This window comes from Nesiotobacter zosterae, assembly GCF_033843645.1.
Classification (GTDB): Bacteria; Pseudomonadota; Alphaproteobacteria; order Rhizobiales; family Stappiaceae; genus Pseudovibrio; species Pseudovibrio zosterae.
Genome location: NZ_JAWXVZ010000005.1, coordinates 364,269 through 389,823, shown reverse-complemented (window position 1 = coordinate 389,823; position 25,555 = coordinate 364,269). Strand labels below are relative to the sequence as shown.

The window sequence follows — 25,555 nt, the reverse complement described above, 5'->3', positions numbered from 1 at the left end:
ACGGACACCGATATGCCCGCTACCGGGGTCTGACAGCTGTAACCTGGCAGTGCCTGTTGGCTGCCGCCGCCCAAAATATCAAGAAAATTGCCCTGGCTATGAACACCAAAACACAAGCTACGGCGGCGTAAGTCGCAAGGGGTAGTTTTAGGCCGCGCCGCAGACCTAAAAAACGAAAACCCCGCCAAAAATATGACGGGGTTTGTCATCAATCTGAAACGCCGCTCCGATTGGGGCGGCGTTTTGCGTTTATTGTAGATGTTGAAGACCGAGCTTTAGTGGATCTCTACGTCCCGCGGGATGTAGCTGCCGTCTTCTGCTTCATCAAAAATCTCGTCGATCTGAGGATGGCGCACTGGTTCGCCGCTCTCATCGCTTTCCAAATTCTGCTCCGAAACATACGCGATATACTCGGTCTCGGAGTTTTCGGCGAGAAGGTGATAAAACGGCTGATCCTTGCTTGGTCTGACATCTTCCGGAATGGAATCGTACCATTCTTCGGTATTGTCAAAGGTCGGGTCCACATCAAACACAATACCCCGAAACGGGTAGAGCCGATGGCGTACCACCTGACCAATGCGAAACTTTGCCGTTCTTATCTTCTCCATCACAATCCCATTTCTTCGCCCATGCATATTCATGGACTTCAGGGCGCTCTAAAAGTCATGGGGAGCCGTGAAAGTCAAGTCACAAGTCCCTTGTTGACTTAGTTTCCATCACTCAACCTGATAGAACTTTGCATATTCAGGGTCTTTATCGGCCACCAGTTTTGCCAGATCATCCAGCACCTTAGCCTGCTTCCACGTGGCATCATCCTGCATCTTGCCATCAATCATCACAGCTCCTGAGCCATCCGGCATGGCCGCCAGGATGCGCCGCGCCATGGCAACTTCTTCCGGCTCAGGGGAAAATACGCGTTTTGCGATGTCGATCTGGCTCGGATGCAGCGTCCATGTACCGACACAGCCCATGAGAAAAGCGTTGCGGAACTGGGCCTCACATGCGGCTGGGTCCGAGAAGTCACCAAAGGGGCCGTAAAACGCCTTGATGCCAGCCGCCATGCAAGCATCCACCATTTTGGCGAGGGTATAGTGCCAGAGGTCCTGCTGGTAGCTGGCGCGCGGTGCATCGCCAGCATCATCTGCAAGTACCTTGTAATCCGGATGGCCACCGCCGACGCGAGTCGTTTTCATGCCCCGCGAGGCGGCAAGGTCTGCAGGTCCAAGGCTGATGCCCTGCATACGGGGGCTGGCCTCAGCAATGGCGGACACATTGTTGACGCCCTCTGCCGTTTCCAAAATGGCATGGATGCGAATGGGCCGGGAGATCGCCGCCTTGGCCTCCAGCTGCGCCAGCAATTGGTCCAGATAGTGGATGTCCCAGGGACCATTTACCTTGGGCAGCATGATCACATCCAGCTTCTCACCGCAGGCCGGAACAATCTCCATAAGATCATCAAGCACCCATGGGCTTTCCAAGGAGTTGATGCGCACCCAAAGGCCGGTTGATCCGAAGTCGTTGTCGTTTGCGAGTTGAATAAAGCCGTGTCTGGCAGCCTGCTTCGCATCCAGGGGGATCGCGTCCTCAAGGTTTCCAAGGATCACGTCCACTTGCTTGATGAGCTGCGGAACCTTGGCGCGTACCTTCTCCATATGAGGCGGAACAAAATGGATCATCCGCTCCAGTGCAACAGGCATGCTCTGAAAAGGGGCAGGGGCGCCGATCGCAAGTGCTCGATAAAATGAACGGTGTGATTTCATGCGGCTCTCCGACTGCACCTATGAGGTTGCACTGGGAGAAACTATACCTCAGCTTGCAGCGGGCTAAATCAGGCCATTGGGCTAAGTCGGGTCAGCGCTGCCACTTTTTCAAGATCCACATCCACTGGCTGGGGTCTTCGCGAATCCAGGCTTCAAACTGGTCGTGAATGGCCTGCGTGCCGTCAATGGCGTCCTGCTTCTTGTTGTCCGTGCGGGGCACCGGAACGTCTTTGCCCTCGATCACATAGCGTGCCCCCTTGGTGCGGATGGCACGTACGGCGATCACGGGAACGTTGCCAGCCCGTGCGAGGTAGGCTGGAATGTGCGTAGCGTAGGCCTTTTGGCCGAAGAACGTGATTTCAACGCCGCGGCGATCCCGAACATCGGCAACGAACGCGGTTGAGCCGCCTTTGCGGATGATGGATATGAGCTTTTGCGCGGTACGGTGGCTCTTGTGGAACAAGCCGAGCTGATAGATTGGGCGGCGTTTTGCGGCCAGATACTCATCGGAAAGCGGATTGGCGAGAGCCTGATAGACACCGGCGATAGGCAGACCCAAACGGCCACTTTCCATGCCGACAACTTCCCAGTTGCCACCATGCATGGTCACAAACACACATCCGGCATCAGAAGCCTTGATCTTCTCAAGGATCTCCGGGTTCTTGAAGCTGACGCGGTCCCTTGCGGCGAACAGACGGTCCAGAAGAAGCGTTTCGGCAGCGACACGACCCAGGTGTTCCCACATTTTCCGGATGGTTTGATCTGCCTCTTCGGCACTCATTTCCGGGTAAGCCTTGCGAATGTGATCAACGGCTCTTGGATGGCGCTCAGTCATTGGCGCAAAGAAGCGCCAAGCCTTGCCCATGAGTGCCGAGGCCGTATCCAGTGGCATGAGGCCAAGCAGGCTCGAAACGCACACAAGCGCGAGCCATTCCAGCTTGAGCTTCAGTTTTTCAAAAAAATGCATTCGCGCTAAGGATCCGCAGGTTTATTTGTCTTCCGGCATTAATGCGTAGTTGTGCTCAATTCATTGACCGGAAGCATGTATCCCGATAAGGCAGGTTGATTAGCCAATCACTCCGGCAAACGCAACATTTTCCGCAACTCATTTGCCCATTACCGGGGGAGAGGGAAGCAGAATCTCTGCTTAGGTTCAAATGATTGATGTTCTCAATTTGGCGCTGCCATTCTTTCTTCTGATATTTATCGGCTTTGCCTCCGGCAAACTCATGAAATTGCCTCAGGAAGGATTGGCGTGGATCAACTTTTTCGTTCTCTACATTGCCTTGCCAGCCTTGTTCTTTCAGTTGCTTTCCGATACGCCGCTGGAGCAGCTGGCAAGCTTTGAGTTTGTGGCCGCAACCACGGCGTCTACCTTCATCGCGTTCATCATGGCCTTTTGCATTGGCCGGTTTATCGTGCGTGAGGAAATCAACAGCGCTACGGTTCAGGCGCTCATTGGGTCTTATTCGAACATCGGGTACATGGGCCCCGGTGTCACTCTTGCGGTCCTCGGCGCATCGGCAACGGTGCCAACCGCGCTCATCCTGTGTTTTGACACCATTCTCCTGTTCGTTCTTGTGCCTACGATGATGTCGCTCGGCGGCACGGCAACCCAGCCGCTCCACGTTGTTGTGCGCCAAGTGCTGTTCAAGATCGCGACGCACCCTTTTATTCTGGCCGTGTTTGCGGGCATTTTGGCGGCGGCTGTGGAGTTCAAGCCACCCGTTGCCATTGACACGTTGCTGACGTACCTGCGCGGTGCAGCTGCGCCATGTGCGCTCTTTGCCATGGGCGTTACAATTGCGTTGCAGAAGGCGAACAAACGTCCAGCCGAGCTTCCCGTGCTGCTTTTCATCAAGCTGGTGGTGCATCCCGTGGTGGTCTACGTCATCCTAAGCGCCATTGGCGGCATCGATCCGCTTTGGGTGTTCACCGCAGTCCTGATGGCAAGTCTGCCGCCAGCGGCCAACGTCTACGTGCTGGCGCAGCAGTATCACACCTACGTGGAGAGAGCCTCTACCGCCGTTCTTATCGGCACCATCGCCTCGGTGGTGACGGTGCCGGTAGTCATCTATCTCATCACCAACGGCTACCTTTGAGGCGTCACGAAGAGCGCATCAGACGGGGCAGACGCCACGATGGGGCAATGCCTTCGCGCATCAACAGCTTGCGCAAGGGGCTGATTGTTGCGGCAGTGTAAAGGCCAATGGAACGTAGCACTTGAACGGGTAGGGCGCTGCTCAACAACGAGCGGTTCAGAAGATCAACCGCGCTGGTGCGGGATGTAATGTCGCTCCAGCGGTGCTTCTCATAGGCCTTGAGCACGTCTTCCGAGCCAAGGTCGCCGTCTTGCTTGTTGGTGCGTTCGGCAAGATCGGTGATCACGGCCACATCACGAAGGGAAAGGTTCAAGCCCTGAGCCCCAATTGGCGGAAACGCGTGCGCGGCTTCACCAATGAGAACAGAACGGTTGCCCGCCAGTTTAAGAGCCTTCAGACCGGACATCGGGTAGACTTGGCGCTCACTGATCACTTCAAATTTGCCAAGCACCGAATGGCAGATCTTTTCAAGCTCGAGGGCCAGCTCCTCATCGGAAAGCTTCTTCAACCGCTCTGCTTCTTCGGGGCGCTCGACACACACAAGCGAACTTTCCCGGCCGGGGAGCGGCACCAATGTGAACGGGCCGGTCTCGCGGTGAAACTCCGTCGATACATTGTAGTGGGGCAGGTGATGGGCAAGGTTCAAAACCAATGCGGACTGCTCATAGGTCCATGTTTCCACTTCAATGCCAGCACACTCTCGGACCACGGACCGGCGACCATCAGCACCAACCACCAACGGTGCCTGCAGCTTTGCGCCGCCCGCCATCGTCACGCTGGCAGTCTTCGCGTCAGATCGTACCGCTGAGATCGTACCGGCCACGTGGGTCAGGTTGTCGGTCTGCTCTATGAGGTCACCCAGCAAGCGATTGAGGTTCTTGTTCAAGATGTTGTAGCCGAATGCTGGCAGTTTCAGTTCGGCCGCATCAAAAGTCGTTTCGCGGGCGCGGATCAGGCGATTTGTGCCATCGATCAGCCGCATCTTTTCAAGTGACGTGAAGTCCTGTTCCAAAGCGGACCAGATACCGATGTTGACCAAGAACTCCTTGGAGGCCGCCATGAGCGCCGTAGTGCGGCTGTCTTCAAGGTTTGGGGCGGGGCCTACAATTGCCGTGTTGATCCCTTTTGCTGCCAGCGCCAACGCGCAGATCATCCCGGCAGGGCCTGTGCCAACAACAATACAATCATAGGGTCCTTGGTTCTGGGTCATTTGATTTTCACTGTCCTGCGTGCTTTTGCATCTGATTCAACACTTTAGAACTTGGAGAAATTCTGCCAAAAGACAAGGCGAAAGATCGGCATGGCGATTCATTTCGAAACACCGTTTAATGCGAAACAGGAAACCCTTCGAGTTCAAGGCTGTACAGCATGGCTGACAATCTCTCCACTTCCCATCGGTTTTGGCGCGATGCGCTGCCCGTCGTGGCGCTGACAGGTGCCATTGCCATCGGGTGGGCCTATCTGGGCTACATGGTTGTGGATATGGTTTCCCGCATGGACATGGGGGCCATGGGTCCGGGCATGGAGATCTTCAATGAGTTCAACATGTTCAATGGCTTATCGCCGGAAGTTCGCGCGCAACTTGCGGTTTTGTGCCTACCGATGGCCAATGAAGCCTTTGGCATGCCGGGCCTTGTCGACAGCTCGCTCTCCGATTTTCTGCTGATCTTTCTGATGTGGCTGATGATGGTGCTCGCCATGATGTTGCCAAGCGCCGTGCCCATGCTGAGCGCCTATCGCAAGGTGCGTCCCGGCAACGCGGTATTGGGCGTGACCTTCGGCTATCTGGCGGTTTGGACCGCCTTCAGCGTGCTGGCAACAGTCCTTCAGATGATGCTGCACAGTGTCGGGGCCTTGACCACCATGATGGTTCCCACCATCAGCATTTTGGCCACCTCTACCGTTTTTGCTGCAGGCATCTATCAGTTCACGCCGTTCAAGATGGCATGTCTTGTGCGCTGCCGGGTGCCCAACACAATGCTTGCAGGCTATGCTGCGGAAAATGAGCCGTCATCCTTCAAGTTCGGCATCGAGCAAGGGCTTTACTGCCTTGGCTGCTGTTGGGCGCTCATGGCGCTGATGTTTGCTGTTGGCATCATGAACATCATCTGGATTGCGCTGCTTGGACTTGTTATGGCGCTTGAGAAGACATCCAACTCACGCCCTGTGACCTATGGTATCGGTGTGGCCCTCATTCTGTGGGGAGCTGCAAACCTCTACTTCTCCTCCGGGGCAACGCCGTTTATGAATGCAATCGCTGGTCTGTTCACCATGTAGGTGTACGCGCATTGCAATCAGGATCAAAAGAGAACAATTTTGGCTGACAAATCTGAAAACAAGCTCTTCATCATTCACCTGTTTACAGCGCTTGGCGCGCCTTTGGCGCTGCTGGCGTTGATTGCGGGTGCGCAGGGCGACTTGGCCATGATGTTCTTGTGGCTTGCAATTTCCCTGTTTGTTGATGGGGTTGACGGACCGCTTGCCCGTCGTTTTCAGATTCAAACCCGGTTGCCGCGCTGGAGTGGCGCGATCCTTGATCTTGTCATCGACTATGCCACCTATGTGTTCTTGCCTGCCTTTGCGCTTTATCAGAGCGGGCTTTTGAGTAACTTCTGGGCGTTGGCAAGTGGCTCAATCATCGTGTTCAGTGGTGCAATCTACTTCGCTGATACAGACATGAAGGTGGAGACTGGCCATTTCAGCGGTTTCCCCGGTGTTTGGAACATGGTCATTGTTGCGTTGATTGCCATTCAGGCGTCGCCTTGGCTCATTCTTGCACTCGTGGCGCTGTGCACGGTTCTAACCTTCCTGCCAGTCCATTTCGTGCACCCGGTTCGCACCGTTCAGTGGCGTCCGCTTACATTGCTTGTGTTTGCCCTCTGGACCTTTGCCATTGCCTATTCAGTGCTGCTCAATTTCCAGGTGGGCGAAACGCTGACTGTGGTGATCACGGTTTCAAGTCTTTACCTGTTCCTTGTCGGCGCTGTTCAGCAGCTTATCGCGAAACTTGCCTAGCCCTGACCTCGCGCTCCGTTTTCTATTGGCCAATAGACTGAGTTAGCGGGCTATGGCCTTGCATTCACGGGTGTTTTTGAGAGACAACTACCCGAAAGAACCCGCGTAGGCTCAAGATTGAAGTGGAGGAGTGAAGTCATGGTGAACGCAATCAGGGTGCATGAAACTGGCGGCCCGGATGTCTTGAAATGGGAGACCATTGATCTTGGGCCACCAGCGCCGGGCGATGTTCGGATCCGCCACACCGCCGTTGGCCTGAACTTCATCGACACGTACTTCCGCTCAGGTCTTTACCCCGCGCCATTCGGCATGCCGTTCATTCCGGGCAACGAGGGCGCTGGCGTCGTCATTGCCGTTGGGCCTGATGTTACCGAGATCAAAGAGGGCGACCGGGTCGCCTATGCCGGTCCGCTTGGCGCATATACTGAAGAGCGCAACATTCCAGCGGCGAACCTCGTCAAGGTTCCAAGCACTGTCTCGGATGAGACAGCTGCAGGCATGATGTTGAAGGGCATGACGGCTCGCTATCTTCTCAAGGCAACCTATCCGGTGGGTGAGGGTACGACTATGCTGTTCCATGCAGCTGCTGGCGGCGTCGGGCTCATTGCCGGTCAGTGGGCATCCAAACTGGGTGCGGTCACGATCGGCACAGTCGGCTCAGAGGAAAAGGCTGCGCTGGCCAAGGCAAATGGCTACCAGCACGTGATCAACTACCGCAGTGAGAACTGGATCGAGCGCGTTCTGGAAATTACTGGCGGCAAGAAGTGCGACGTGGTTTATGACAGCATCGGCAAGGATACCTTTCCAGGATCGCTTGATTGCTTGAAGCATCGCGGCATGTGGGTCAGCTTCGGCCAGTCTTCCGGGCCTCTGCCAGAGATTGATCTGGGCATTCTGGCACGAAAGGGCTCCCTGTTTGCCACCCGTCCAACGCTGTTCAACTACATTGAGAAACACGAGGACCTCGTGGAAACCGCCAGTGACTTGTTCGAGGTCGTTGCATCGGGTGCGGTCAACGTGCCCATTAATCAGCGCTATGCCTTGAAGGATGCGGCTCACGCTCACCGCGATCTGGAAGGGCGGCGCACCACAGGGACCACCGTCCTGATCCCTTAACAGGAAGCACTGCATTAATGGACCGTTCCCGGTTTCTTTATGGCCCTGCCATGCGATATTTCGCCTGTACGGCGGAAGAGGGCTCCATTCGTGCCGCTGCCCGGCGGCTCAATGTGGCATCTTCTGCCGTCAATCGGCAGATCCTGACGCTGGAAGACCAGCTAGGGGTTCAGCTGTTTGAGCGCGTAGGCCGCACCATTCGCCTTTCAACGGCGGGGGAAATCGTGCTGGCGCACATCAAACGCACGCTCTCGGACTTTCAAAGCACCTTTGAGGAGCTGGAAGCCCTGAAAGGCGTACGGCGGGGAACGGTGTCCATTGCCAGCGTGGAAAGCGTCAGCCAGACCTTGCTTCCCGAGGTCATCAGCGCGTTTCGCAAGTCGTTCAGCGGCATTCACGTCTCCTTGCACATCACCTCGTCCAAGGGCGTGATCGAAGCGGTCGAGAATGCCGAGGCGGATGTGGGCTTTACCTTCGATCCCCCAAGCTCCGGCTCGGTGGACGTGGCCTTCCAGCGTTCATTGAAGATTGGGGCGATCATGTCGCCCCAGCATCCACTGGCAGAAGTTTCTCCTTTGACACTCGCTCAGTGCTTCCTCTACCCGGTAGCCCTGCCCAGCAAGGGCCTTTCCTTGCGCACCCAGCTGGACGCCATCCTTGAAAAGACCATGCCCCGGTCAAAGACCTGCATTGAAGCCAACTCCTTGAGCTTCATGCGTCTGTTGACGCGGGACGATCAGACGGTTTCGTTCCAGACCATGATCGGCCTGGAGGAGGAGATTGCCGCCGGTCGCATTCTGTTCAAGGAGCTGGACGAACCGCAGCTCAGTGAAGATCGTTTGTCGGTGATCACTTCCGCCATGCGTGGTCTGCCCTTGGCGCCAGCCATGTTCTTTGACCATGCGGTGGCCAACTTGAAAAAGATGCTGCCCGCCATCAGCTTGCCAACCGACCTGCGGGAAACTTGACGAGACGTGGCGTCCGCCAGATAGTGTGAGGGCCTACCTTTTAAATCCTCACGTTTCAGGATCCTGCCCGTGTCACACATCATTCGCTCCATCGATGCCTTGGAGAACATCTATGGTCACCCGCAATTGGCTTCCACGGCCAAGGTCAGTGACCGGATTACCCCGAAGTACCGCGATCTGATCGAGGCCTCCTCTTTTTGCGCGGTGGCCACCGTAGGCCCGGAGGGTATGGACTGCTCACCGCGTGGTGACGAGGGGGCCTGTCTGATCGTGGAGGATGAGAAGACGCTTCTGTTGCCGGATCGGCGCGGCAACAACCGCATCGACTCCTTGCGCAACATTGTCCGCGACCCTCGTGTTGCCCTGATGATGCTCATTCCAGGCTCAGGAACCACCGTGCGGGTCAATGGCACGGCAGAACTCACCACCGATCCAGAATTGCTTGCCCGCTTTGCCAAGGAGGGGAACGCGCCGCGCTGCGTGGTTCGGATCACCATCAATGAACTCTATTTCCAGTGTGCCCGTGCCGTCATTCGGGCAGGCCTTTGGAACATGGAGACCCATGTTGACCCCAAGACGCTGCCCACGCCCGGATCGATCCTTCAGGAAATGTCGCAGCGAGAGATTGATGGCAAAAAGTACGACCGCGAGTGGCCAGAACGGGCTGCGAAAACCATGTGGTGAGGACGGGCAGGACAGGCCTTTGAAGGCCTTTGCGGCTTAAAATCGCCACAAATGACCGAGCGTTTTCCTTGAAAAATCAGAGGTGATGCCAAAAAAGCATCACCAAGCGCCAAAATTAATTCTTTCTCGATCAGTAATTTTACGGCTAATCTCTTGGCTAGGAGAGAGACGCGCAGAAAGCGCGCTTGAAAACCTAGCCAAAGAGAGACTTCGATGGGGCGCATCACCACGCACGTTCTCGATACGGCCCTTGGGCGGCCGGCTCAGAACCTGAAGATTACACTTCACAGGCTTGAGGGAGATGACCGGGATCTTCTCGGCACATTCACCACAAACAGTGATGGGCGCGTGGATACCCCCTTAATTGAGGGCGATGCCTTGAAGAGGGGCACCTATGAGCTGACGTTTCACGCTGGCGCCTATCTGCGCCATACCCGCGAGGGCTGTGACGCGGTTCTGTTCCTTGATGAAATTCCAATTCGGTTTGGAATTGAAGCGGCGGATCAGCATTATCATGTGCCGCTTCTGCTTTCTCCGTTCGGCTACAGCACATATCGGGGGAGTTGATCATGCGCCACAACATCCGCTTCTTATGGTCCGGCCAAGTGATCGAACTGAAGGATGTTGGGCCAACTGAAACTCTACTGGACTACATTCGGCTGAGAGCGCGGCAAACCGGCACCAAGGAAGGGTGCGGCGAGGGGGATTGCGGCGCATGCACGGTGGCTCTTGGCCGGCTGCGCAACGGTCAGCTGGTCTACGAACCGGTGAACAGCTGCATCCTTCTTCTGGCGCAGATCGATGGGTGCGAGCTGGTGACCATCGAAGACCTGTCGAGAGATGGTACGCTGCATCCAATCCAAAAGGCCTTCGTTGACGTTCACGCCTCACAGTGCGGGTTCTGCACACCCGGGTTCATCATGAACCTCTTTACCCTCTATCATCGAGATACGCCGGGCCTTGACCATCAGGATGTGGCCACGTGGCTTGCAGGCAATCTGTGCCGCTGTACGGGATACCGCCCCATTGTTGAGGCCGCGCTTGAGACCTGCCGGGACGCTGCAAACGACGCGTTCAGTGCTCGTGCCTCCAAGACCATCGCGGCTCTGGAAGACCTGAACGACGGCGATGACATCTTCATCCGGTCCAAGGATACGGGCTTTACGGTTTCTCCCAGCACCATTGCCAGCCTGTGCGCGGTCTATCTGCAGCACCCCGATGCCACACTCGTGTCTGGCGCAACAGATGTGGGGCTTTGGATCACCAAGCACATGAAGGAGCTTCCCAAGGTGATCCTGTTGAACCGCATTGCGGACATGCAGGAGATTAAGGAAAGCCCGATTGGTACCCACATCGGGGCCGGTGTCACCTTTGCTCAGGCTGCAACGGTTCTTGCCAAGCAAGACCCTGATCTTGGCGAAGTTCTTCGCCGCCTTGGCTCTGTGCAGGTCCGCGCCTCCGGTACCATCGGCGGAAACATTGCCAATGGCTCTCCCATCGGGGACAGTCCGCCGCTGCTTATAGCTCTCGGTGCCCGCATTACCCTGCGGCTGGGACGTGTGGAGCGGGAACTGCCTCTGGAAGATTTCTTCATCGACTACGGCAAGCAGGACATCGCAGAGAGCGAAGTGCTGACCGGCATTTTCGTGCCGCGTCTTGATGCAAATCAGGTCTTCCGCGCCTACAAGGTTTCCAAGCGGTTTGATCAGGACATTTCGGCGGTCATGGCAGCCTTCCGCTTCTCTTTGGTCAAGGACCGGGTGGTGGATGCGCGGATCGCCTACGGGGGCATGGCAGGAACGCCCAAACGTGCGGCCCATTGCGAAACCGCTCTGATCGGGGCCTCCATAAGCAACGAAGCCTCGTGGCAAAGCGCCGTTACGGCGCTGGAAAGCGACTTTACGCCGCTCACGGATATGAGAGCGAGCAACACTTATCGGATGGATGTGGCCAAGGCCTTGCTCACCAAGGCACTGCTTGAGGTGGGGGGAAGCACAACAACGCAAACCCGCGTGACCGGGCACCGTGAACGGGAGGTGCGCGATGTTGCATAAGACCCACAGCACACAGGAAGCCATGGCCCTCACAGGAGGGCGCGAAACCGTCTCCGGCAAGGCTCTGCCTCATGACAGCGCCGTCAAACACGTTTCGGGCCACGCGACTTATGTGGACGACGTCCGTGAGCCGGAAGGGACGTTGCATCTGGCCCCGGCCTTTGCCCGCAACTGCGTTCACGGGCGCATTCTCTCGCTTGATCTGGACGCAGCTCTGGCAGTGCCCGGCGTTCTGGACATCCTCACCGCCAAAGACATTCCAGGTATCAACGATTGCTCGCCCTCCATGGGCGATGACCCGGTTCTTGCCGATGAGATCATCCACTTTCATGGTCAGGTTGTCTGCCTTGTTCTTGCAGAGACCCGAGAAGCGGCGCGCCGCGCGGCCTCTCGCGTTTCCATTGAAGTCGAGGACTTGCCAGCAGCTCTGACGGTTGATGATGCGCTGGCCAACAATGCGTCTCTTCTGCCTGATTATCAGTTCGAGCGCGGCGATCCTTCCGCAACCATCAAGGCCTCCGCATATCAAGTGGAAAGCCGGTTCTATATCGGCGGTCAGGAACACTTTTATCTGGAAGGGCAGGTGGCCATGGCGCTGCCCGGTGAAGATGGCGACATGACGGTCCTTTCGTCCACCCAGCATCCCAGTGAAGTCCAGCACTCCGTTGCCAAGGTTCTGAACACCATTGAGGCGGCGATCACCGTAGAGGTGCGGCGCATGGGCGGAGCGTTTGGCGGCAAGGAATCTCAAGCCAACCAATGGGCAGCGCTTGCAGCCCTTGCCGCTCACAAGACCGGACGCCCCTGCAAGCTACGTCTTGACCGGGATGACGACATGATCATGACCGGCAAGCGCCATGACTTTCGCGTGGATCTTGCGGCGGGGTTTGATGAAAACGGCAAGCTCACGGCCACCGAACTGCAGTTTGCCTCCCGATGCGGTTATTCGGCAGACCTGTCACTTGGCATCAACGACCGCACCATGTTCCACGCGGACAACTGCTACTATTATCCGCAAACAGCGATCCGCTCCAAGCGGCTGCGCACGAACACCGTCTCCAATACCGCGTTTCGCGGCTTCGGAGGGCCGCAGGGTATGCTTGCGGCGGAGCGCCTGATGGACACGGTTGCCATCACGCTTGGCAAAGACCCACTCGATGTGCGCTATGCCAATCTGTACAGCACGGGCCGTGATCTGACGCCCTATGGCATGGTGGTTGAAGAGCATGCCCTTTTGAAAGACCTTATGGAAACGCTGGAAGCGGACTGCGCGTATCGCACCCGCCGCGAAGAAGTCGCAGCATTCAACGGGGAAAACCGGTTTCTGAAAAAGGGACTTGCGCTGACCCCAGTCAAGTTCGGCATTTCCTTCACGCTCACCCATCTCAATCAGGCTGGCGCACTGGTCCATCTTTACAGGGATGGTTCGGTTCACCTCAATCACGGCGGCACGGAGATGGGGCAGGGCCTTTACCAGAAGGTCGCCCAAATCGCAGCGGACGATATGGGTGTCTCCCTGGACAAGGTGAAGATCACTGCCGCCAACACCTCGAAAGTGCCAAACACATCGCCCACGGCAGCATCCTCCGGCACCGATCTTAACGGTATGGCGGTGGTGCTGGCGTGCCGGGAGATCAAAGGGCGCATGCTCGCCTTTGCTGCCCGTCACTATGATGTGGTGGAAACCGAAATCCATCTGGAAGACAATCGGGTCTACTTTGAAGGTCAGGACAGCATGAGCGTGGCGGACCTTGCCCGCGCGGCTTACTCCGGCCGCGTGTCTCTGTCTGCTGCCGGATATTATGCCACTCCGAAGATCAACTGGGAGCGGGAGACCCAAAAGGGGCGGCCGTTCTTCTATTTTGCCTATGGCGCGGCCTGCGCCGAGGTCACAGTGGACACCCTGACCGGTGAGAACAGGGTCGACCGGGTGGACGTGATCCACGACGTTGGGCGCTCCATCAATCCAGCCATTGATATCGGTCAGATCGAGGGCGGGTTTGTTCAAGGCATGGGCTGGCTGACCACGGAAGAGCTGTGCTGGGACAAGCAGGGGCGTTTTCGCACCCATGCGCCGTCCACCTACAAGATCCCGACCGCCACGGACGTTCCAGAGGCCTTTCACGTCAAACTCTATGAATCCAAAGGCAACCCTGAGGAGACAGTGTTCAACTCGAAAGCGGTGGGCGAGCCGCCTTTGATGTTGCCAATATCAGTACATTGTGCCATCAATGATGCCATATCGAGCCTGAAACCCGGTTTCATCCCGCGTTTGAACGCTCCGGCAACCCCGGAAGCGATTCTTGCTGCTGTTCATGAGATTCGACGCGGAGTGGGCTCATGAACGTCTGGCAAGCTGTTTCACACGCATTATCCGTCGGCAAATCCTGTGCCCTTGTGACTATTTCACAGGTTCGTGGATCAGCCCCTCGTGAGGTTGGCGCGCGGATGGTGGTGCATGCAGACGGGCATTTTTCTGGCACCATTGGTGGCGGTCAGCTTGAGTATGATGTCATACATCAGGCTCAAACCTTGATGGCTAAAGAAGCCATCGGCCTCCACGCCACCAGCTTCTCTCTTGGGCCAGACCTTGGACAATGCTGTGGGGGTTGGGTTGAGGTCTATATTGAAATCGTCCCTCGCGTCTTTATTGGCTTAGCAAACAAACTTGAAGCGTTGGAGCAACGCGGTCCGTTTTCAACGCAGGCACAGATCCGCGAAGGCGAGCCGGTATTACGCGAAGTGACGCAGTGGGCACCACCTCGGGTTTTGAACCTTGAAAAGGGTGTTCTGAAAGAACAGTTCGGGCAAGCCTTCAGCCAGCTGTTTCTTTTTGGGGCAGGGCATGTGGGCCGCTCCATGATGCTGGCGCTCGCTCCTTTGCCGTTTAAGGTTCAATGGGTGGACAACAGGCGCGACCTTTTTCCCGCTCATGTCCCTAGCAATGTGAGCTGTATTCATCTAAACGACCCCGTAAACGCAATCGCATCGGTTCCAGCCGATGGATACGTTGTGGTGATGACGCATGACCACGCTCTGGATCAGAGATTGGCTGATGCAGCTCTTCGCCGGAACGACCTCGCTTACGTGGGGATGATTGGCAGCAAAACCAAACGAGCACGAGCACTAAGCAGACTTCGAAGCGCAGGCCTGACAGATGAGCAATTAGAACGGCTCGTGTGTCCTATTGGTATTCCCGGAATTTCCAGTAAGCAACCCGCCCAGATCGCCGCTTCAGTGGTCGCTCAGCTATTGCAGGTTGCTGATCAAAAACAGAGCAAGGAACGGTCAAACTTTGCGCTTGCCAAGTCGGGGACACCCGACCAATAAGGGCCTTTACGAAGGAGAGTTCGTGGCGTGAGCAAACAAGGGGTGCCTTCGTCGGATGCGGTTGACCAACCGGTTCTTGTGAAGGCTGTTTCGATATCCAAACGGTTCGGGGAAGTCCTGGCCAATGACAGTGTGGACCTGACAATCCGGGAGGGCGAAATTCACGCGCTTCTGGGTGAAAACGGTGCAGGCAAATCCACGCTGGTCAAGATCTTGTACGGCGCGCTGGAGCAAACTTCAGGTGATATCGTCTGGCGCGGAAATACCGTAAAAATAGCAAATCCTGCTGACGCCCGCACGCTGGGTGTCGGTATGGTGTTTCAGCATTTCTCGCTGTTTGAAGCTCTGAGTGTTGCTGACAACATCGCGCTCGCACTGCCCAAGGACACGGACCTCAAGGCCCTGCCAGAGCGCATCATTTCGGTTTCAAAGAAGTACGGCCTGCCGCTTGATCCCAATGCCATGGTGGCGGATTTGCCCGTTGGGGTGCGTCAGCGCATCGAGATCGTCCGCTGTCTGTTGCAGGAGCCGAGCCTCCTGATCATGGATGAGCCAACCTCGGTTCTGACCCCTCAGGAAGCTGACGAGCTGTTCAAGACACTTCAGCGTCTGGCCTCTGAAGGCTGCGCAATCCTTTACATCTCGCACCGGCTTGAGGAAGTGCAGCGCATCTGTCAACGTGCCACCATCATGCGGCACGGCAAGGTGGTGAACGAGTGCGATCCCCGTCAGGAAACGCCTGCAAGTCTGGCGCGCATGATGGTGGGTGCAGACGTACACGCAATTAAATCTACCTCTGAAATAACCACAGGCAACCCATTGATCACGCTGCGCGATCTGAACCTGCCAGCAGACAACGCCTTTGGTATTGAGCTCAAGGACATCAACCTTGAGGTCTTTGCAGGTGAGGTGGTCGGCATTGCAGGCATCGCGGCCAACGGTCAAAGTGAACTGTTCGATGCGATCTCTGGCGAGCGCCGTGTTGAGAACGTTCATGCCGTCAATCTTCTCGGCGTTCCGGTCGGCAAGAAGAAGATCAACCCACGGCGCAAACTGGGCGCAGCTTTTGTTCCTGAAGAACGTCTTGGCCATGGTGCTGTGCCGGGCTTCCGGCTGTCCGACAACGTGATGCTGACCCGGTTCAGCACCGAGCCCAGCCTGCTTTTGCGTGGCATCCTGAAGCGTGGCAACGCAGCGGAGATGGAACAGCGCATCAAGGTGAACTACGACGTGCGCATGACTCACGACAACCCCGAGGCACGCTCGCTGTCGGGGGGCAATCTGCAAAAGTTCGTTGTGGGTCGTGAACTGGACCGCAAGCCGCGCGTCATGGTCATCAACCAACCCACCTGGGGTGTTGATGCCGGTGCTGCGGCGCTGATCCGGCAAGCGCTGATTGATCTGGCGCGCACGGGGGCGGCGGTTCTCGTTATCTCTCAAGATCTTGATGAAATTTATGAGGTGAGTGATCGGATTGCGGTCATCTCCCGTGGCCAACTGTCTCCAGCAGAGCCTGCGAACGTGATGACACGCGAGCGCATCGGCATGCTGATGGCGGGCATGGGTGAAAAGAACGCCTCAAAATCGGACGAAGGGCAGGCACATGCGGCTCGAGCTTGAAAAACGTTCCGAGCACTCCGCGTTGATGACCGTGCTGTCGCCGGTCGTCGCTCTGGGTCTCACAGTTGTCGCGGGCGGCATCCTGTTTGCCGCCATGGGGTATAACCCCGGTGAAGCGCTTTATGCATTCTTCATTGAACCACTGACCAACCAGTGGTCCATTGAAGAGCTGCTGGTCAAGGCCGGTCCGCTCATCCTCATCGCGGTGGGGCTATCGGTCTGTTTCCTTTCAAACAACTGGAACATTGGCGCAGAGGGTCAGTTCACCATCGGTGCGCTTGCCGGGTCCATGATCCCAATTCTGTTTCATGAATACACCGGGCCAATGGCCATGCCTCTCATGGTCCTCATGGGGGCGCTTGGCGGCATGGTCTGGGCTTCCGTACCCGCGTTTCTGAAGACGCGGTTCGGCACCAACGAGATCCTGACCAGCCTCATGCTGGTCTATGTGGCTCAGTTCCTGCTCGACTATCTGGTGCGCGGCCCATGGCGCGATCCGGATGGCTTCAATTTCCCCGAAAGCCGCATTTTCGACGATGCACACACGCTCATGACCCTTGGGGATGGCCGTTTGCATCTGGGCTTCGTGTTTGCGCTCGTGGCTGTCTTCGTGATCTGGTTCATGCTGTCGCAGACCCTGAAAGGCTTTGAAATCAAGGTCATGGGTGAAACGCCGCGGGCAGGGCGCTTTGCGGGCTTTTCCCATAGGGGCATTGTGTGGTTCGGCTTCATGGTTTCTGGCGCTTTTGCCGGCATTGCTGGCATGGCCGAAGTCTCCGGTTCCATCGGCCAGCTCACTCCCGTCATTTCGCCGGGCTACGGCTTTACCGCGATCATCGTTGCCTTCCTTGGCCGTTTGAATCCGATCGGGATCGTGTTTGCAGGCTTGCTTCTGGCGCTGTCTTACATCGGTGGTGAATCCGCGCAGGTGGCCCTCGGCCTGTCTGACAAGATCACGCGCGTTTTCCAGGGCATGCTGCTGTTCTTCGTTCTGGCCTGTGACACCCTCATTCTTTACCGCATCCGGCTGATCAAGTCGGCACCAAAGGCAGGAGGCGCTCATGAGCGCGCTTGAACCTATTCTGCTGACCATCATCACCGCATCAACGCCGCTGCTGCTCGCCGCTATCGGTGAACTCATCACCGAGCGCTCCGGGGTTCTCAATCTGGGCGTCGAGGGCATGATGATCGTTGGCGCCGTCATGGGCTTTGCCATCACCGCCATGAGCGGCTCGCCTTACCTTGGCGTGGTGGCCTCCATGTTCGCTGGCATGGCCATGGCCTTGCTGTTCGGGTTCTTGACCTTGAACCTCATGACCAATCAGGTGGCAACCGGTCTGGCGCTAACCATTCTCGGTCTTGGCCTTTCGGGCATGCTGGGTGAAGCGTTCATTGGCCAGCCGGGCATCAAATTGCCGGTGCTGCACATCCCCGGTCTTTCCGATATCCCGTTTATCGGCACGGTGCTGCTGTCTCAGGACATTCTGGTTTACATCTCGCTGGCGCTGGTCGCGGCTGTTTACTACTTCCTGTTCAAGACGCGGGCAGGGCTTGTCATCCGCGCTGTGGGTGACAACCACACCTCAGCCCACGCTCTTGGCTACTCCGTATTGAAAGTACGCTATCTGGCGGTTTTGTTTGGCGGTGCGTGTTCCGGTCTTGCCGGCGGCTACCTGTCTCTCGTCTACACCCCGCAGTGGGTGGAGGGGATGACCGCAGGCCGCGGCTGGATCGCGCTGGCGCTTGTTGTGTTTGCAAGCTGGCGCCCGCTGCGTCTTCTCGTTGGTGCTTATCTGTTTGGTGCGGTTTCGGTGCTTCAGTTCCACGCCCAAGCGGCTGGCATCGGCCTGCCGTCTCAGCTCATGTCGGCTCTGCCATATCTGGCGACTATCGTTGTTCTGGTCATCATCTCCCGCAATCAGGCGGTGACCCGAGCCAACACGCCAGCCTGCCTTGGCAGACCATTCTCGCCCGATCGATAGGGCCCTCACTGGCCAGCGGTACGGTCCATGCCGGTGGCCAGCATCTTCCTCCAGTGGACCCAATGACTAGATGGGATCGTGCATCCATGCGCAAACTATCAAAATTTCTCGTTACTGCTGCACTGGCACTCGGTTTGGGTGCCGGAACATCCGTTGCCGACGAAGCGCTGAAAGTCGGCTTCGTTTACGTCGGACCGGTATCCGATCATGGCTACTCCTACCAGCATGACCTTGCCCGCAAGGCCGTTGAAGTCCATTTCGGCAACAAGGTGGAAACCACATTCATCGAGAACGTGCCGGGTGGCGCAGACGCCGAACGGGCCGTTGAACGCCTTGCGCGTTCTGGCCACGACCTGATTTTCTCGACTTCCTTCGGTTTCATGAACCCGACCCTGAAAGTGGCGAAGCGGTTCCCGAAAGTGAAGTTCGAGCACGCCACCGGCTTCAAGCGCGCCAAGAACATGGCGACCTACAATGGCCGCTTTTACGAAGCCCGCTATGTGATGGGCCAGATCGCGGCCAAAGCCTCCGAAACCGGAACGGCTGGCTACATTGGCGCCTACCCAATCCCAGAGGTGGTGCGCGGCATGAACGCCTTCATGCTGGGTGCTCAGTCCGTAAACCCTGAGTTCAAGGTTAAAGTTGTTTGGGTCAACTCCTGGTATGATCCGGGCCGTGAAGCTGATGCGGCCAAGGCTCTGGTAGATCAGGGCGTTGATGTCATTCTCCAGCATACGGACAGCCCGGCACCATTGCAGATTGCGCAGGAGCGCGGCGTTCTGGCATTTGCGCAGGCCTCTGACAACATCAAGTTCGCAGAGACCTCTCAGGCTTCTGCACTCCTTAACGACTGGACGCCATACTACATCGAGCGTGTACAGGCGGTGCTTGATGGCACATGGGAGCCGACAGACACTTGGGGTGGCATCGACACCGGCATGGTGAAACTGGCCCCGATCCGCAACGTGTCCGATGAGGTCAAGGAAGCGGCAGAAGCAACCATTGCCAAGCTGGAATCCGGCGAGTTCGAGCCCTTCACTGGTCCAATCTACAAGCAGGATGGCACGCTGTTTCTCGAAGAAGGTGTTACAATCACCGATGAGCAACTGCTAGGCATGAACTTCTTCGTCAAAGGTTTTGACGCGGCCCTGCCGAACTGATCGAGAGCTGCCCCAAGCAGCCCGAACGACATGGTCCCAAAGGACTGCCCCGCGCGGTCCTTTGGCACCCGAAACAACAAAAGACCGGCTCACGTTGATGGCGAAGGAGAGCGCTCATCCGTGACGATAAGATCGGTCTCAGGAGATTTGGCTATTCTTCCCGAACCGGGTTGCAGTCCGACTGGTTCAGGAAGGCCTCAAAAATTTTGGACTGCCGTTTAGAGAGGGGAGGCGCATAATGCGCAAACTGTTGAGCCTGGCCGCAACGGCTACTCTTGCACTTGGTCTTACTGCGGGTATTGCCTCTGCAGAAGATCCACTCAAGGTTGGCTTTATCTATGTTGGTCCGGTTTCCGACCACGGTTGGTCTTACCAGCACGATCAGGGCCGTCTAGCGATCGAAGAGCACTTCGGTGACAAGGTGGAAACCACCTTCATCGAAAGCGTGTCTGAAGGACCAGATGCGGAACGTGCGATTGAACGTCTTGCTCGCTCCGGCCATGATCTGATCTTCACCACTTCCTTCGGCTACATGAACCCGACTGTGAAGGTTGCCAAGCGTTTCCCAGATGTGAAGTTTGAGCACGCCACCGGTTACAAGCAGGCTGAAAACGTCGCCACCTACGGCGCCCGTTTTTATGAAGGCCGCTACATCATCGGTCAGATTGCAGCAAAGGTTTCTGAAACCGGCACTGCAGGCTACATCGGCTCATTCCCAATCCCGGAAGTTGTGCGCGGCATCAACGCCTTCATGCTGGGTGCTCAGTCTGTAGACCCGGACTTCAAGGTGAAGATCGTATGGGTAAACTCCTGGTACGACCCGGGCCGCGAAGCTGACGCTGCCAAGGCACTGGTTGATCAGGGCGTGGACATCATGGTCCAGCACACCGACAGTCCTGCGCCGCTTCAGGTTGCTGAAGAACGTGGCATCAAGGGCTTCGGTCAGGCATCCGACATGATCAAGTTTGCGCCAAACGCGCAGATGACAGCCATTGTCGATGACTGGTCCGAGTACTACATCGCACGCGTTCAGGCGGTGATGGACGGCACTTGGGAAGGTGGCGACACCTGGGGCGGTCTGGACCAGAAGCTGGTTCACATTGCACCCTTCACCAACCTGCCAGAAGAAGTGGCAGCAGAAGCTGCAGCAACCACAGAAGCAATCCGCAAGGGTGAACTGGTTCCGTTCAGAGGTCCAATCACCAAGCAGGACGGTTCTGTGTTCCTGGAAGAAGGTCAGCAGGCGACCGACGAACAGCTTCTGGGCATGAACTTCTACATCAAAGGCGTTGACGACCAGCTTCCAAAGTAAGCTGCTCAACCAATCTACATTCCAGTTTCAAAAACAGCCTGGGCGGCGTACCACCGCCGCCCTGGATCTGGACCATGCCAAGTTTCACAGAAAAGCAGAGCCATGACCGTCACATTTGCTATGGACTGGCTCAATCTGCTGTTCCGATGGGCTCACTTGATCGTCGGCGTTGGTTGGATTGGGACGTCCTTTTATTTCATTGCACTGGATCTCTCCCTCAAAAAACGGGAGAAAATGAACCCGGGTGTCGCAGGCACCGCTTGGGAAGTTCATGGTGGCGGCTTTTATCATGTCGAAAAGTACATGGTCGCGCCGAAGGAGCTTCCAAGTGACCTGATCTGGTACCGCTGGGAAGCCTATCTGACATGGGTCACGGGCTTTGCGCTTTTGGTTGTGCAGTACTACTTCAACGCCACAGCCTATCTGATCGATCCGAGCGTGATGGCAATCCATCCGTCAGAAGCAATCGTGATTTCCATCTTTTCCCTAGGCGTGGGGTGGGTGATCTATGACTTTTTGTGCCGCTCGCCAATTGGTCAGAACACGCCTGTATTGGCTGCCTGTCTTTTTGTTCTCATTGTCGGCGCGGCCTGGTTCTTCTCCCACGTGTTTTCCGGGAGAGGCGCACTTATCCACGTAGGGGCACTGGTCGGAACGATCATGGCCTTCAATGTGTTCCGGGTGATCATCCCGAACCAGAGGAAGATTACTGCAAGCCTTCTGGCGGGCCATGACCCTGACCCGCGTCTGGGACAAATTGGCAAACAGCGCTCCGTTCACAACAACTATCTCACGCTGCCCGTGTTGTTGATGATGGTCTCCAACCACTATCCCATGCTCACGGGCCATCCGCAGATCTGGCTTGTCACTGCGCTCATTCTGATCATGGGCGGGATGCTGCGCCACTTCATAAACCGCCACGATGCGCACGACAATTTCGCCCGGTTCTGGTGGAGCTTGCCAGCGGCGGCCGTGGCGCTTGTTGCCGCCATCATCTACACCGCACCGCGAGATGTCAGCTCAGCAGAACGCATTGCCGACATTGAGGCGGTTTCACTGGCCCAGACCCATTGCGCTGCCTGTCACGCGGCCTCACCAAGCGATCCGGCCTTCGAGGAGGCACCCAAGGGCATTGTTCTGGAAACCGCGGCGGACTTGCGACGCTACAGCGATCTGGTCATGGCCCAAGCAGTTCATTCCGATGCCATGCCCCTTGGCAACATGACCGGCATGACACGGGAGGAGCGGGACAAGCTTGGCGCTTGGCTTTTGAGCAAGTAAGCTGGCCGGGTTAGCCGGACAACAAAATCAAGTCGGCGAGGAGGGGCATGAGCTATTCACTGGTTGAAGTCAATCAAATGGACAAGGAAACGTTCGTTGCTGACTTTGGGCACGTGGCCGAACATTCCCCCTGGGTCGCAGAAAAGGCTTATGAGCTGGGACCATTTCGGGTCCGTGATGATCTGGCGGACGCTTTTACCAAGGCGATGGACACAGCCCCGCAAGCTGACCAGCTGGCGCTTATACGCGCCCATCCTGATCTTGCAGGAAAAGCTGCGCTGGCGGGAGAGCTTGCGGAAAGTTCGAGAGACGAACAGGCCGGAGCCGGGCTGGATCGGCTCACCCGGGAAGAGTTCGCGCGCTTTTGCGCGCTTAATGACGCGTACAAGAACAGGTTCGGCTTCCCCTTCATTTTTGCGGTAAAAGGCGCAACCAAGACGCAAATCCTTGCAGCGTTCGAGCCGAGGTTGCACAATAGCCCGTCTGAGGAATTTTCTGAAGCGCTTCGGCAGATCGCCCGGATCTTCCGCTTTCGTCTGGAAGCGCTTGTCGAGGCTCCCCACTAGAGAGGATCGGAAGGATGACACTGGCTGTATCGGAGACCGTCCGCGCGCTTGGCAATCGCTCTGAAGAGATGATCCGCGCCCTTGCAGAGATCACCGAAACGGAGGGCCAGATCACCCGCCTTTTCCTGAGCCCTGAACACAAGCGGGCCGCCGCTTTGGTTTCCGACTGGATGGAGCAGGCGGGCTTGACGGTGTCCCACGATGCCATTGGCACGGTGTGTGGCATCCTTCCTGCCAACAGGTCTTCTTCCAACAAGACGCTACTGATTGGCTCCCACATTGATACCGTGATCAACGCGGGCGCTTATGACGGCCCGTTTGGGGTGGTGGCCGGTATTCTGGCTGTGAGTGAAATCCAGAAGCGCGGCATCGAGCTACCGTTTGCCCTTGAAGTGCTTGCCTTTGGCGACGAGGAGGGCGTGCGTTTTCCATCTACGCTGCTGTCCTCCAGCGCGGTTGCAGGCGTGGCAAAGCCCGAAGATCTGGAAGCCACCGACGCCGACGGCATTCGCCTTTGCGATGCCTTGAAGGACTTCGGAGGCGATCCTGCTGCCACAGCTAAGGCGGCTCGCGACCCTGACAGTGTGCTTGGCTACCTTGAGGTTCATATCGAGCAAGGCCCAGTGCTTGAAGCTGAGCGCCTGAGCGTTGGGATTGTTACGTCCATTGCCGGTGCCAACCGCTACCGCGTTACGCTCTCGGGCATGGCCGGGCATGCGGGCACTGTTCCCATGCATTTGCGCAGTGACGCCCTTGTGGGGGCTGCAGAGCTGATTTGCGCCATCAATCAGATCGCCCACGAGGCCAATGATCACGGTGTTGTTGCCACCGTGGGTGAGCTTTCCGTGGAGCCGGGCGCTGTGAACGTGATCCCGGCGGAAGTGGTGCTGTCGCTTGATCTGCGCGCAGCAACTGACGAACCGCGCCATGAAGCGGCACGGGCGATCAAGCAAGCGGCGGACAAGATTGCGGCTAAGCATGGCCTTTCTGTCGGCTTCGAGCAGTATCATGAGGTCAGCACATGCTTGTGTGCGGATCGTTTTCAGAACACCGCCGAAAAGGCGATCAAGTCGCTGGGGCTGCGCCCGCTGCGCCTCATGTCCGGTGCCGGGCATGATGGTCAGGCCATGTCCCAGCTAACCGATATCGGTATGATGTTCGTCCGTTGTCAGGGCGGCATCAGCCACAACCCGCTAGAATATGTAGAACCCCACGATATGGGGCTCGCCGTCGAGGCTCTGGTTCGATGGATCGAGACGATTGCCGAGGAGGAAAGGGCAAAATCATGAAGGCCTTAATAGAGGCGCGCTTTGAAGAGCAGGTGAAGTTCCTGCGCAAGCTGGTCAAGGTACCGAGCGACAATCCCCCCGGTGATACAGAGCCCCATGCAATGAAAGCCGCCAAGCTTCTGGAAAAGCTTGGTTTTGTGGTCGAGCAACATCCGGTACCGGAACCGTTCGTGCGCCAGAACGGCATGGTCTCCGTCACCAACCTGATTGTCCGGGAAACCTTCGGCAAGGGAAAGGGGCCGGTGATTGCCCTTAACGCCCATGGGGACGTGGTGCCTCCCGGCGATGGCTGGACCAAGGATCCCTATGGCGCGGAAATCGACAATGGCGCAATGTATGGCCGCGGTGTCGCCGTCTCCAAGTCTGACTTTGCCACATACGCCTTTGCGCTTCTGGCGCTCAAGGAAAACGCCAAGCGCCTTAACGGCACCGTCGAGCTGCACCTGACCTATGATGAGGAAGCTGGCGGGTTCGTTGGGCCGAAATGGATCCTGGAGCAGGATCTTTCCAAACCCGACATGGCGATCTCCGCAGGCTTTTCCTACGCCATCACCACAGCCCACAACGGGTGCCTTCACATGGAGGTCATCCTGCGAGGCAAGCAAGCCCATGCGGCCATGCCTGAAACCGGTCACGATGCACTTGAAGCGGCCACGCACGTGCTTCAGGCGGTCTATAGCGAGCGCGCCCGCCTTGCCAAGATCAAGAGCGCGCAGAAGGGCATCGATACGCCCAAAATCACCGTGGGCCTGATCTCGGGCGGCATCAACACCAACGTGGTGCCAGACCGTGTTGCCCTGCGCCTTGATCGCCGGCTGATCCCGGAGGAAAACGGCGAGCAGGTCGAGGACGCTTTGATTGAGCTGATCGAGGGTGCGTTGCCGAAAGGCTCCAAGGTTGAGGTGGAGTGCCGCCGCATCATGTTGGCGGAGCCTTTGCGTGAGCTTCCGGGCGTTGAGAAGATGGTCGCGGCCATTCAAAAGCCCGCCAAGGCAGAGCTCGGCGTGAAGGTGCAGCCCACAGGGGTGCCGCTTTACACCGATGCCCGGCATTACAGCGAGGCTGGCATTCCGACGATCCTTTACGGGGCTGGTCCGCGCTCGATCCTGGAGGCCAATGCCCATGGCGCGGATGAACATCTGCAGCTTAGCGACCTGAAGTCAGCAACGGTAATTGTGGCGGAGGCCTTGTCTGAACTCTTGAAGTAGCCACAACGGGCGCGGCGACAAAGTGGCGGACGCCGCGCCCTCATCAGCCCTTGCCATCAGCCCGTGCATGTCACAGGGGCCTGTCAGACAGCACGGCGCATGCCAATG

General features: G+C 57.2%; 23 protein-coding genes. 19 read left to right on the top strand and 4 right to left on the bottom strand.

Translation table 11 applies throughout. The annotated features are described in order from the left end of the window. Positions 1 to 275 precede the first annotated feature (275 nt). From hspQ to Q3Y58_RS09990, 3 genes are all read right to left on the bottom strand, one after another. On the bottom strand, positions 276 to 608 hold the full coding sequence (gene hspQ, locus Q3Y58_RS10000; protein WP_274216883.1) for a heat shock protein HspQ: 333 nt from the start codon (positions 606 to 608) through the stop codon (positions 276 to 278). A gap of 108 nt (positions 609 to 716) precedes the next feature. Further along, positions 717 to 1,760: an HpcH/HpaI aldolase/citrate lyase family protein gene (locus Q3Y58_RS09995; protein WP_319622119.1), complete on the bottom strand. Its 1,044-nt coding sequence runs from the start codon at positions 1,758 to 1,760 to the stop codon at positions 717 to 719. A 91-nt stretch (positions 1,761 to 1,851) separates the two neighbouring features. Next, positions 1,852 to 2,727 (bottom strand): lysophospholipid acyltransferase family protein, encoded by an 876-nt coding sequence (locus Q3Y58_RS09990; RefSeq protein WP_319622118.1) that lies wholly within the window; start codon positions 2,725 to 2,727, stop codon positions 1,852 to 1,854. Positions 2,728 to 2,917: 190 nt separating this feature from the next. Here Q3Y58_RS09990 and Q3Y58_RS09985 point away from each other — a divergent pair, with 190 nt between their 5' ends. Then, positions 2,918 to 3,862, top strand: coding sequence for an AEC family transporter (locus Q3Y58_RS09985; RefSeq protein WP_319622117.1), 945 nt, complete (start codon positions 2,918 to 2,920; stop codon positions 3,860 to 3,862). A gap of 4 nt (positions 3,863 to 3,866) precedes the next feature. Here the strand turns inward: Q3Y58_RS09985 and Q3Y58_RS09980 are convergent, their stop codons facing one another. After that, positions 3,867 to 5,072, bottom strand: a complete 1,206-nt coding sequence (locus Q3Y58_RS09980) for a UbiH/UbiF family hydroxylase (RefSeq protein ID WP_319622116.1) — start codon at positions 5,070 to 5,072, stop codon at positions 3,867 to 3,869. Between the two features lie 158 nt (positions 5,073 to 5,230). Here Q3Y58_RS09980 and Q3Y58_RS09975 point away from each other — a divergent pair, with 158 nt between their 5' ends. The 18 genes from Q3Y58_RS09975 to Q3Y58_RS09890 all read left to right on the top strand — a co-directional run bounded on the left by Q3Y58_RS09975 (position 5,231) and on the right by Q3Y58_RS09890 (position 25,447). After that, positions 5,231 to 6,139: a DUF2182 domain-containing protein gene (locus tag Q3Y58_RS09975; RefSeq protein WP_319622115.1), complete on the top strand. Its 909-nt coding sequence runs from the start codon at positions 5,231 to 5,233 to the stop codon at positions 6,137 to 6,139. A 39-nt stretch (positions 6,140 to 6,178) separates the two neighbouring features. Then, positions 6,179 to 6,877, top strand: coding sequence for a CDP-alcohol phosphatidyltransferase family protein (locus Q3Y58_RS09970; protein ID WP_319622114.1), 699 nt, complete (start codon positions 6,179 to 6,181; stop codon positions 6,875 to 6,877). A 138-nt stretch (positions 6,878 to 7,015) separates the two neighbouring features. Beyond that, the gene (locus Q3Y58_RS09965) at positions 7,016 to 7,993 is read left to right on the top strand and encodes a quinone oxidoreductase family protein (RefSeq protein ID WP_274216890.1); all 978 of its coding nucleotides are present in this window, start codon (positions 7,016 to 7,018) and stop codon (positions 7,991 to 7,993) included. Between the two features lie 17 nt (positions 7,994 to 8,010). Beyond that, complete coding sequence (locus tag Q3Y58_RS09960) at positions 8,011 to 8,961, top strand: LysR family transcriptional regulator (RefSeq protein ID WP_319622113.1); 951 nt, start codon at positions 8,011 to 8,013, stop codon at positions 8,959 to 8,961. Positions 8,962 to 9,030: 69 nt separating this feature from the next. Beyond that, the gene (locus tag Q3Y58_RS09955) at positions 9,031 to 9,645 is read left to right on the top strand and encodes a pyridoxamine 5'-phosphate oxidase family protein (RefSeq protein ID WP_319622112.1); all 615 of its coding nucleotides are present in this window, start codon (positions 9,031 to 9,033) and stop codon (positions 9,643 to 9,645) included. Positions 9,646 to 9,858: 213 nt separating this feature from the next. Continuing rightward, complete coding sequence (uraH, locus tag Q3Y58_RS09950) at positions 9,859 to 10,212, top strand: hydroxyisourate hydrolase (RefSeq protein WP_319622111.1); 354 nt, start codon at positions 9,859 to 9,861, stop codon at positions 10,210 to 10,212. Between the two features lie 2 nt (positions 10,213 to 10,214). Beyond that, entirely contained in the window at positions 10,215 to 11,699 is a 1,485-nt protein-coding gene (gene xdhA, locus Q3Y58_RS09945) for a xanthine dehydrogenase small subunit (RefSeq protein ID WP_319622110.1), read from the top strand. Between the two features lie 22 nt (positions 11,700 to 11,721). Continuing rightward, on the top strand, positions 11,722 to 14,043 hold the full coding sequence (xdhB, locus tag Q3Y58_RS09940; protein WP_319622130.1) for a xanthine dehydrogenase molybdopterin binding subunit: 2,322 nt from the start codon (positions 11,722 to 11,724) through the stop codon (positions 14,041 to 14,043). Further along, positions 14,040 to 15,029 (top strand): xanthine dehydrogenase accessory protein XdhC, encoded by a 990-nt coding sequence (xdhC, locus tag Q3Y58_RS09935; RefSeq protein ID WP_319622109.1) that lies wholly within the window; start codon positions 14,040 to 14,042, stop codon positions 15,027 to 15,029. The genes xdhB and xdhC overlap by 4 nt, the downstream gene beginning before the upstream one ends. A 27-nt stretch (positions 15,030 to 15,056) precedes the next feature. Beyond that, the gene (locus Q3Y58_RS09930; RefSeq protein WP_319622108.1) at positions 15,057 to 16,649 is read left to right on the top strand and encodes an ABC transporter ATP-binding protein; all 1,593 of its coding nucleotides are present in this window, start codon (positions 15,057 to 15,059) and stop codon (positions 16,647 to 16,649) included. Beyond that, positions 16,633 to 17,724: an ABC transporter permease gene (locus Q3Y58_RS09925; RefSeq protein WP_274216897.1), complete on the top strand. Its 1,092-nt coding sequence runs from the start codon at positions 16,633 to 16,635 to the stop codon at positions 17,722 to 17,724. Before Q3Y58_RS09930 ends, Q3Y58_RS09925 begins: the two co-directional genes overlap by 17 nt. Then, positions 17,711 to 18,631, top strand: a complete 921-nt coding sequence (locus Q3Y58_RS09920; RefSeq protein WP_274216898.1) for an ABC transporter permease — start codon at positions 17,711 to 17,713, stop codon at positions 18,629 to 18,631. Before Q3Y58_RS09925 ends, Q3Y58_RS09920 begins: the two co-directional genes overlap by 14 nt. A gap of 86 nt (positions 18,632 to 18,717) precedes the next feature. Beyond that, positions 18,718 to 19,791: a BMP family ABC transporter substrate-binding protein gene (locus Q3Y58_RS09915; RefSeq protein WP_319622107.1), complete on the top strand. Its 1,074-nt coding sequence runs from the start codon at positions 18,718 to 18,720 to the stop codon at positions 19,789 to 19,791. A 238-nt stretch (positions 19,792 to 20,029) separates the two neighbouring features. Next, the gene (locus Q3Y58_RS09910; protein WP_319622106.1) at positions 20,030 to 21,103 is read left to right on the top strand and encodes a BMP family ABC transporter substrate-binding protein; all 1,074 of its coding nucleotides are present in this window, start codon (positions 20,030 to 20,032) and stop codon (positions 21,101 to 21,103) included. 102 nt (positions 21,104 to 21,205) lie between these two features. Then, positions 21,206 to 22,384: a urate hydroxylase PuuD gene (locus Q3Y58_RS09905; RefSeq protein WP_319622105.1), complete on the top strand. Its 1,179-nt coding sequence runs from the start codon at positions 21,206 to 21,208 to the stop codon at positions 22,382 to 22,384. Between the two features lie 47 nt (positions 22,385 to 22,431). Continuing rightward, on the top strand, positions 22,432 to 22,950 hold the full coding sequence (gene uraD, locus Q3Y58_RS09900; RefSeq protein WP_319622104.1) for a 2-oxo-4-hydroxy-4-carboxy-5-ureidoimidazoline decarboxylase: 519 nt from the start codon (positions 22,432 to 22,434) through the stop codon (positions 22,948 to 22,950). A 14-nt stretch (positions 22,951 to 22,964) separates the two neighbouring features. Continuing rightward, a complete protein-coding gene (locus Q3Y58_RS09895; protein ID WP_319622103.1) occupies positions 22,965 to 24,239 on the top strand; it encodes an allantoate amidohydrolase in 1,275 nt (424 codons plus the stop codon). Then, positions 24,236 to 25,447 carry an ArgE/DapE family deacylase gene (locus Q3Y58_RS09890; RefSeq protein ID WP_319622102.1) on the top strand — a complete coding sequence of 404 codons (1,212 nt, stop codon included), beginning with the start codon at positions 24,236 to 24,238 and terminating at the stop codon, positions 25,445 to 25,447. The genes Q3Y58_RS09895 and Q3Y58_RS09890 overlap by 4 nt, the downstream gene beginning before the upstream one ends. Positions 25,448 to 25,555 lie beyond the last annotated feature (108 nt).

Coding starts and splice junctions, on each gene's coding strand:
- hspQ (WP_274216883.1), bottom strand. CDS start 608: ATGGAGAAGATAAGAACGGCAAAGTTTCGCATTGGTCAGGTGGTACGC.
- Q3Y58_RS09995 (WP_319622119.1), bottom strand. CDS start 1,760: ATGAAATCACACCGTTCATTTTATCGAGCACTTGCGATCGGCGCCCCT.
- Q3Y58_RS09990 (WP_319622118.1), bottom strand. CDS start 2,727: ATGCATTTTTTTGAAAAACTGAAGCTCAAGCTGGAATGGCTCGCGCTT.
- Q3Y58_RS09985 (WP_319622117.1), top strand. CDS start 2,918: ATGATTGATGTTCTCAATTTGGCGCTGCCATTCTTTCTTCTGATATTT.
- Q3Y58_RS09980 (WP_319622116.1), bottom strand. CDS start 5,072: ATGACCCAGAACCAAGGACCCTATGATTGTATTGTTGTTGGCACAGGC.
- Q3Y58_RS09975 (WP_319622115.1), top strand. CDS start 5,231: ATGGCTGACAATCTCTCCACTTCCCATCGGTTTTGGCGCGATGCGCTG.
- Q3Y58_RS09965 (WP_274216890.1), top strand. CDS start 7,016: ATGGTGAACGCAATCAGGGTGCATGAAACTGGCGGCCCGGATGTCTTG.
- Q3Y58_RS09960 (WP_319622113.1), top strand. CDS start 8,011: ATGGACCGTTCCCGGTTTCTTTATGGCCCTGCCATGCGATATTTCGCC.
- uraH (WP_319622111.1), top strand. CDS start 9,859: ATGGGGCGCATCACCACGCACGTTCTCGATACGGCCCTTGGGCGGCCG.
- xdhA (WP_319622110.1), top strand. CDS start 10,215: ATGCGCCACAACATCCGCTTCTTATGGTCCGGCCAAGTGATCGAACTG.
- xdhB (WP_319622130.1), top strand. CDS start 11,722: ATGGCCCTCACAGGAGGGCGCGAAACCGTCTCCGGCAAGGCTCTGCCT.
- xdhC (WP_319622109.1), top strand. CDS start 14,040: ATGAACGTCTGGCAAGCTGTTTCACACGCATTATCCGTCGGCAAATCC.
- Q3Y58_RS09925 (WP_274216897.1), top strand. CDS start 16,633: ATGCGGCTCGAGCTTGAAAAACGTTCCGAGCACTCCGCGTTGATGACC.
- Q3Y58_RS09920 (WP_274216898.1), top strand. CDS start 17,711: ATGAGCGCGCTTGAACCTATTCTGCTGACCATCATCACCGCATCAACG.
- Q3Y58_RS09915 (WP_319622107.1), top strand. CDS start 18,718: ATGCGCAAACTATCAAAATTTCTCGTTACTGCTGCACTGGCACTCGGT.
- Q3Y58_RS09910 (WP_319622106.1), top strand. CDS start 20,030: ATGCGCAAACTGTTGAGCCTGGCCGCAACGGCTACTCTTGCACTTGGT.
- Q3Y58_RS09905 (WP_319622105.1), top strand. CDS start 21,206: ATGACCGTCACATTTGCTATGGACTGGCTCAATCTGCTGTTCCGATGG.
- uraD (WP_319622104.1), top strand. CDS start 22,432: ATGAGCTATTCACTGGTTGAAGTCAATCAAATGGACAAGGAAACGTTC.
- Q3Y58_RS09895 (WP_319622103.1), top strand. CDS start 22,965: ATGACACTGGCTGTATCGGAGACCGTCCGCGCGCTTGGCAATCGCTCT.
- Q3Y58_RS09890 (WP_319622102.1), top strand. CDS start 24,236: ATGAAGGCCTTAATAGAGGCGCGCTTTGAAGAGCAGGTGAAGTTCCTG.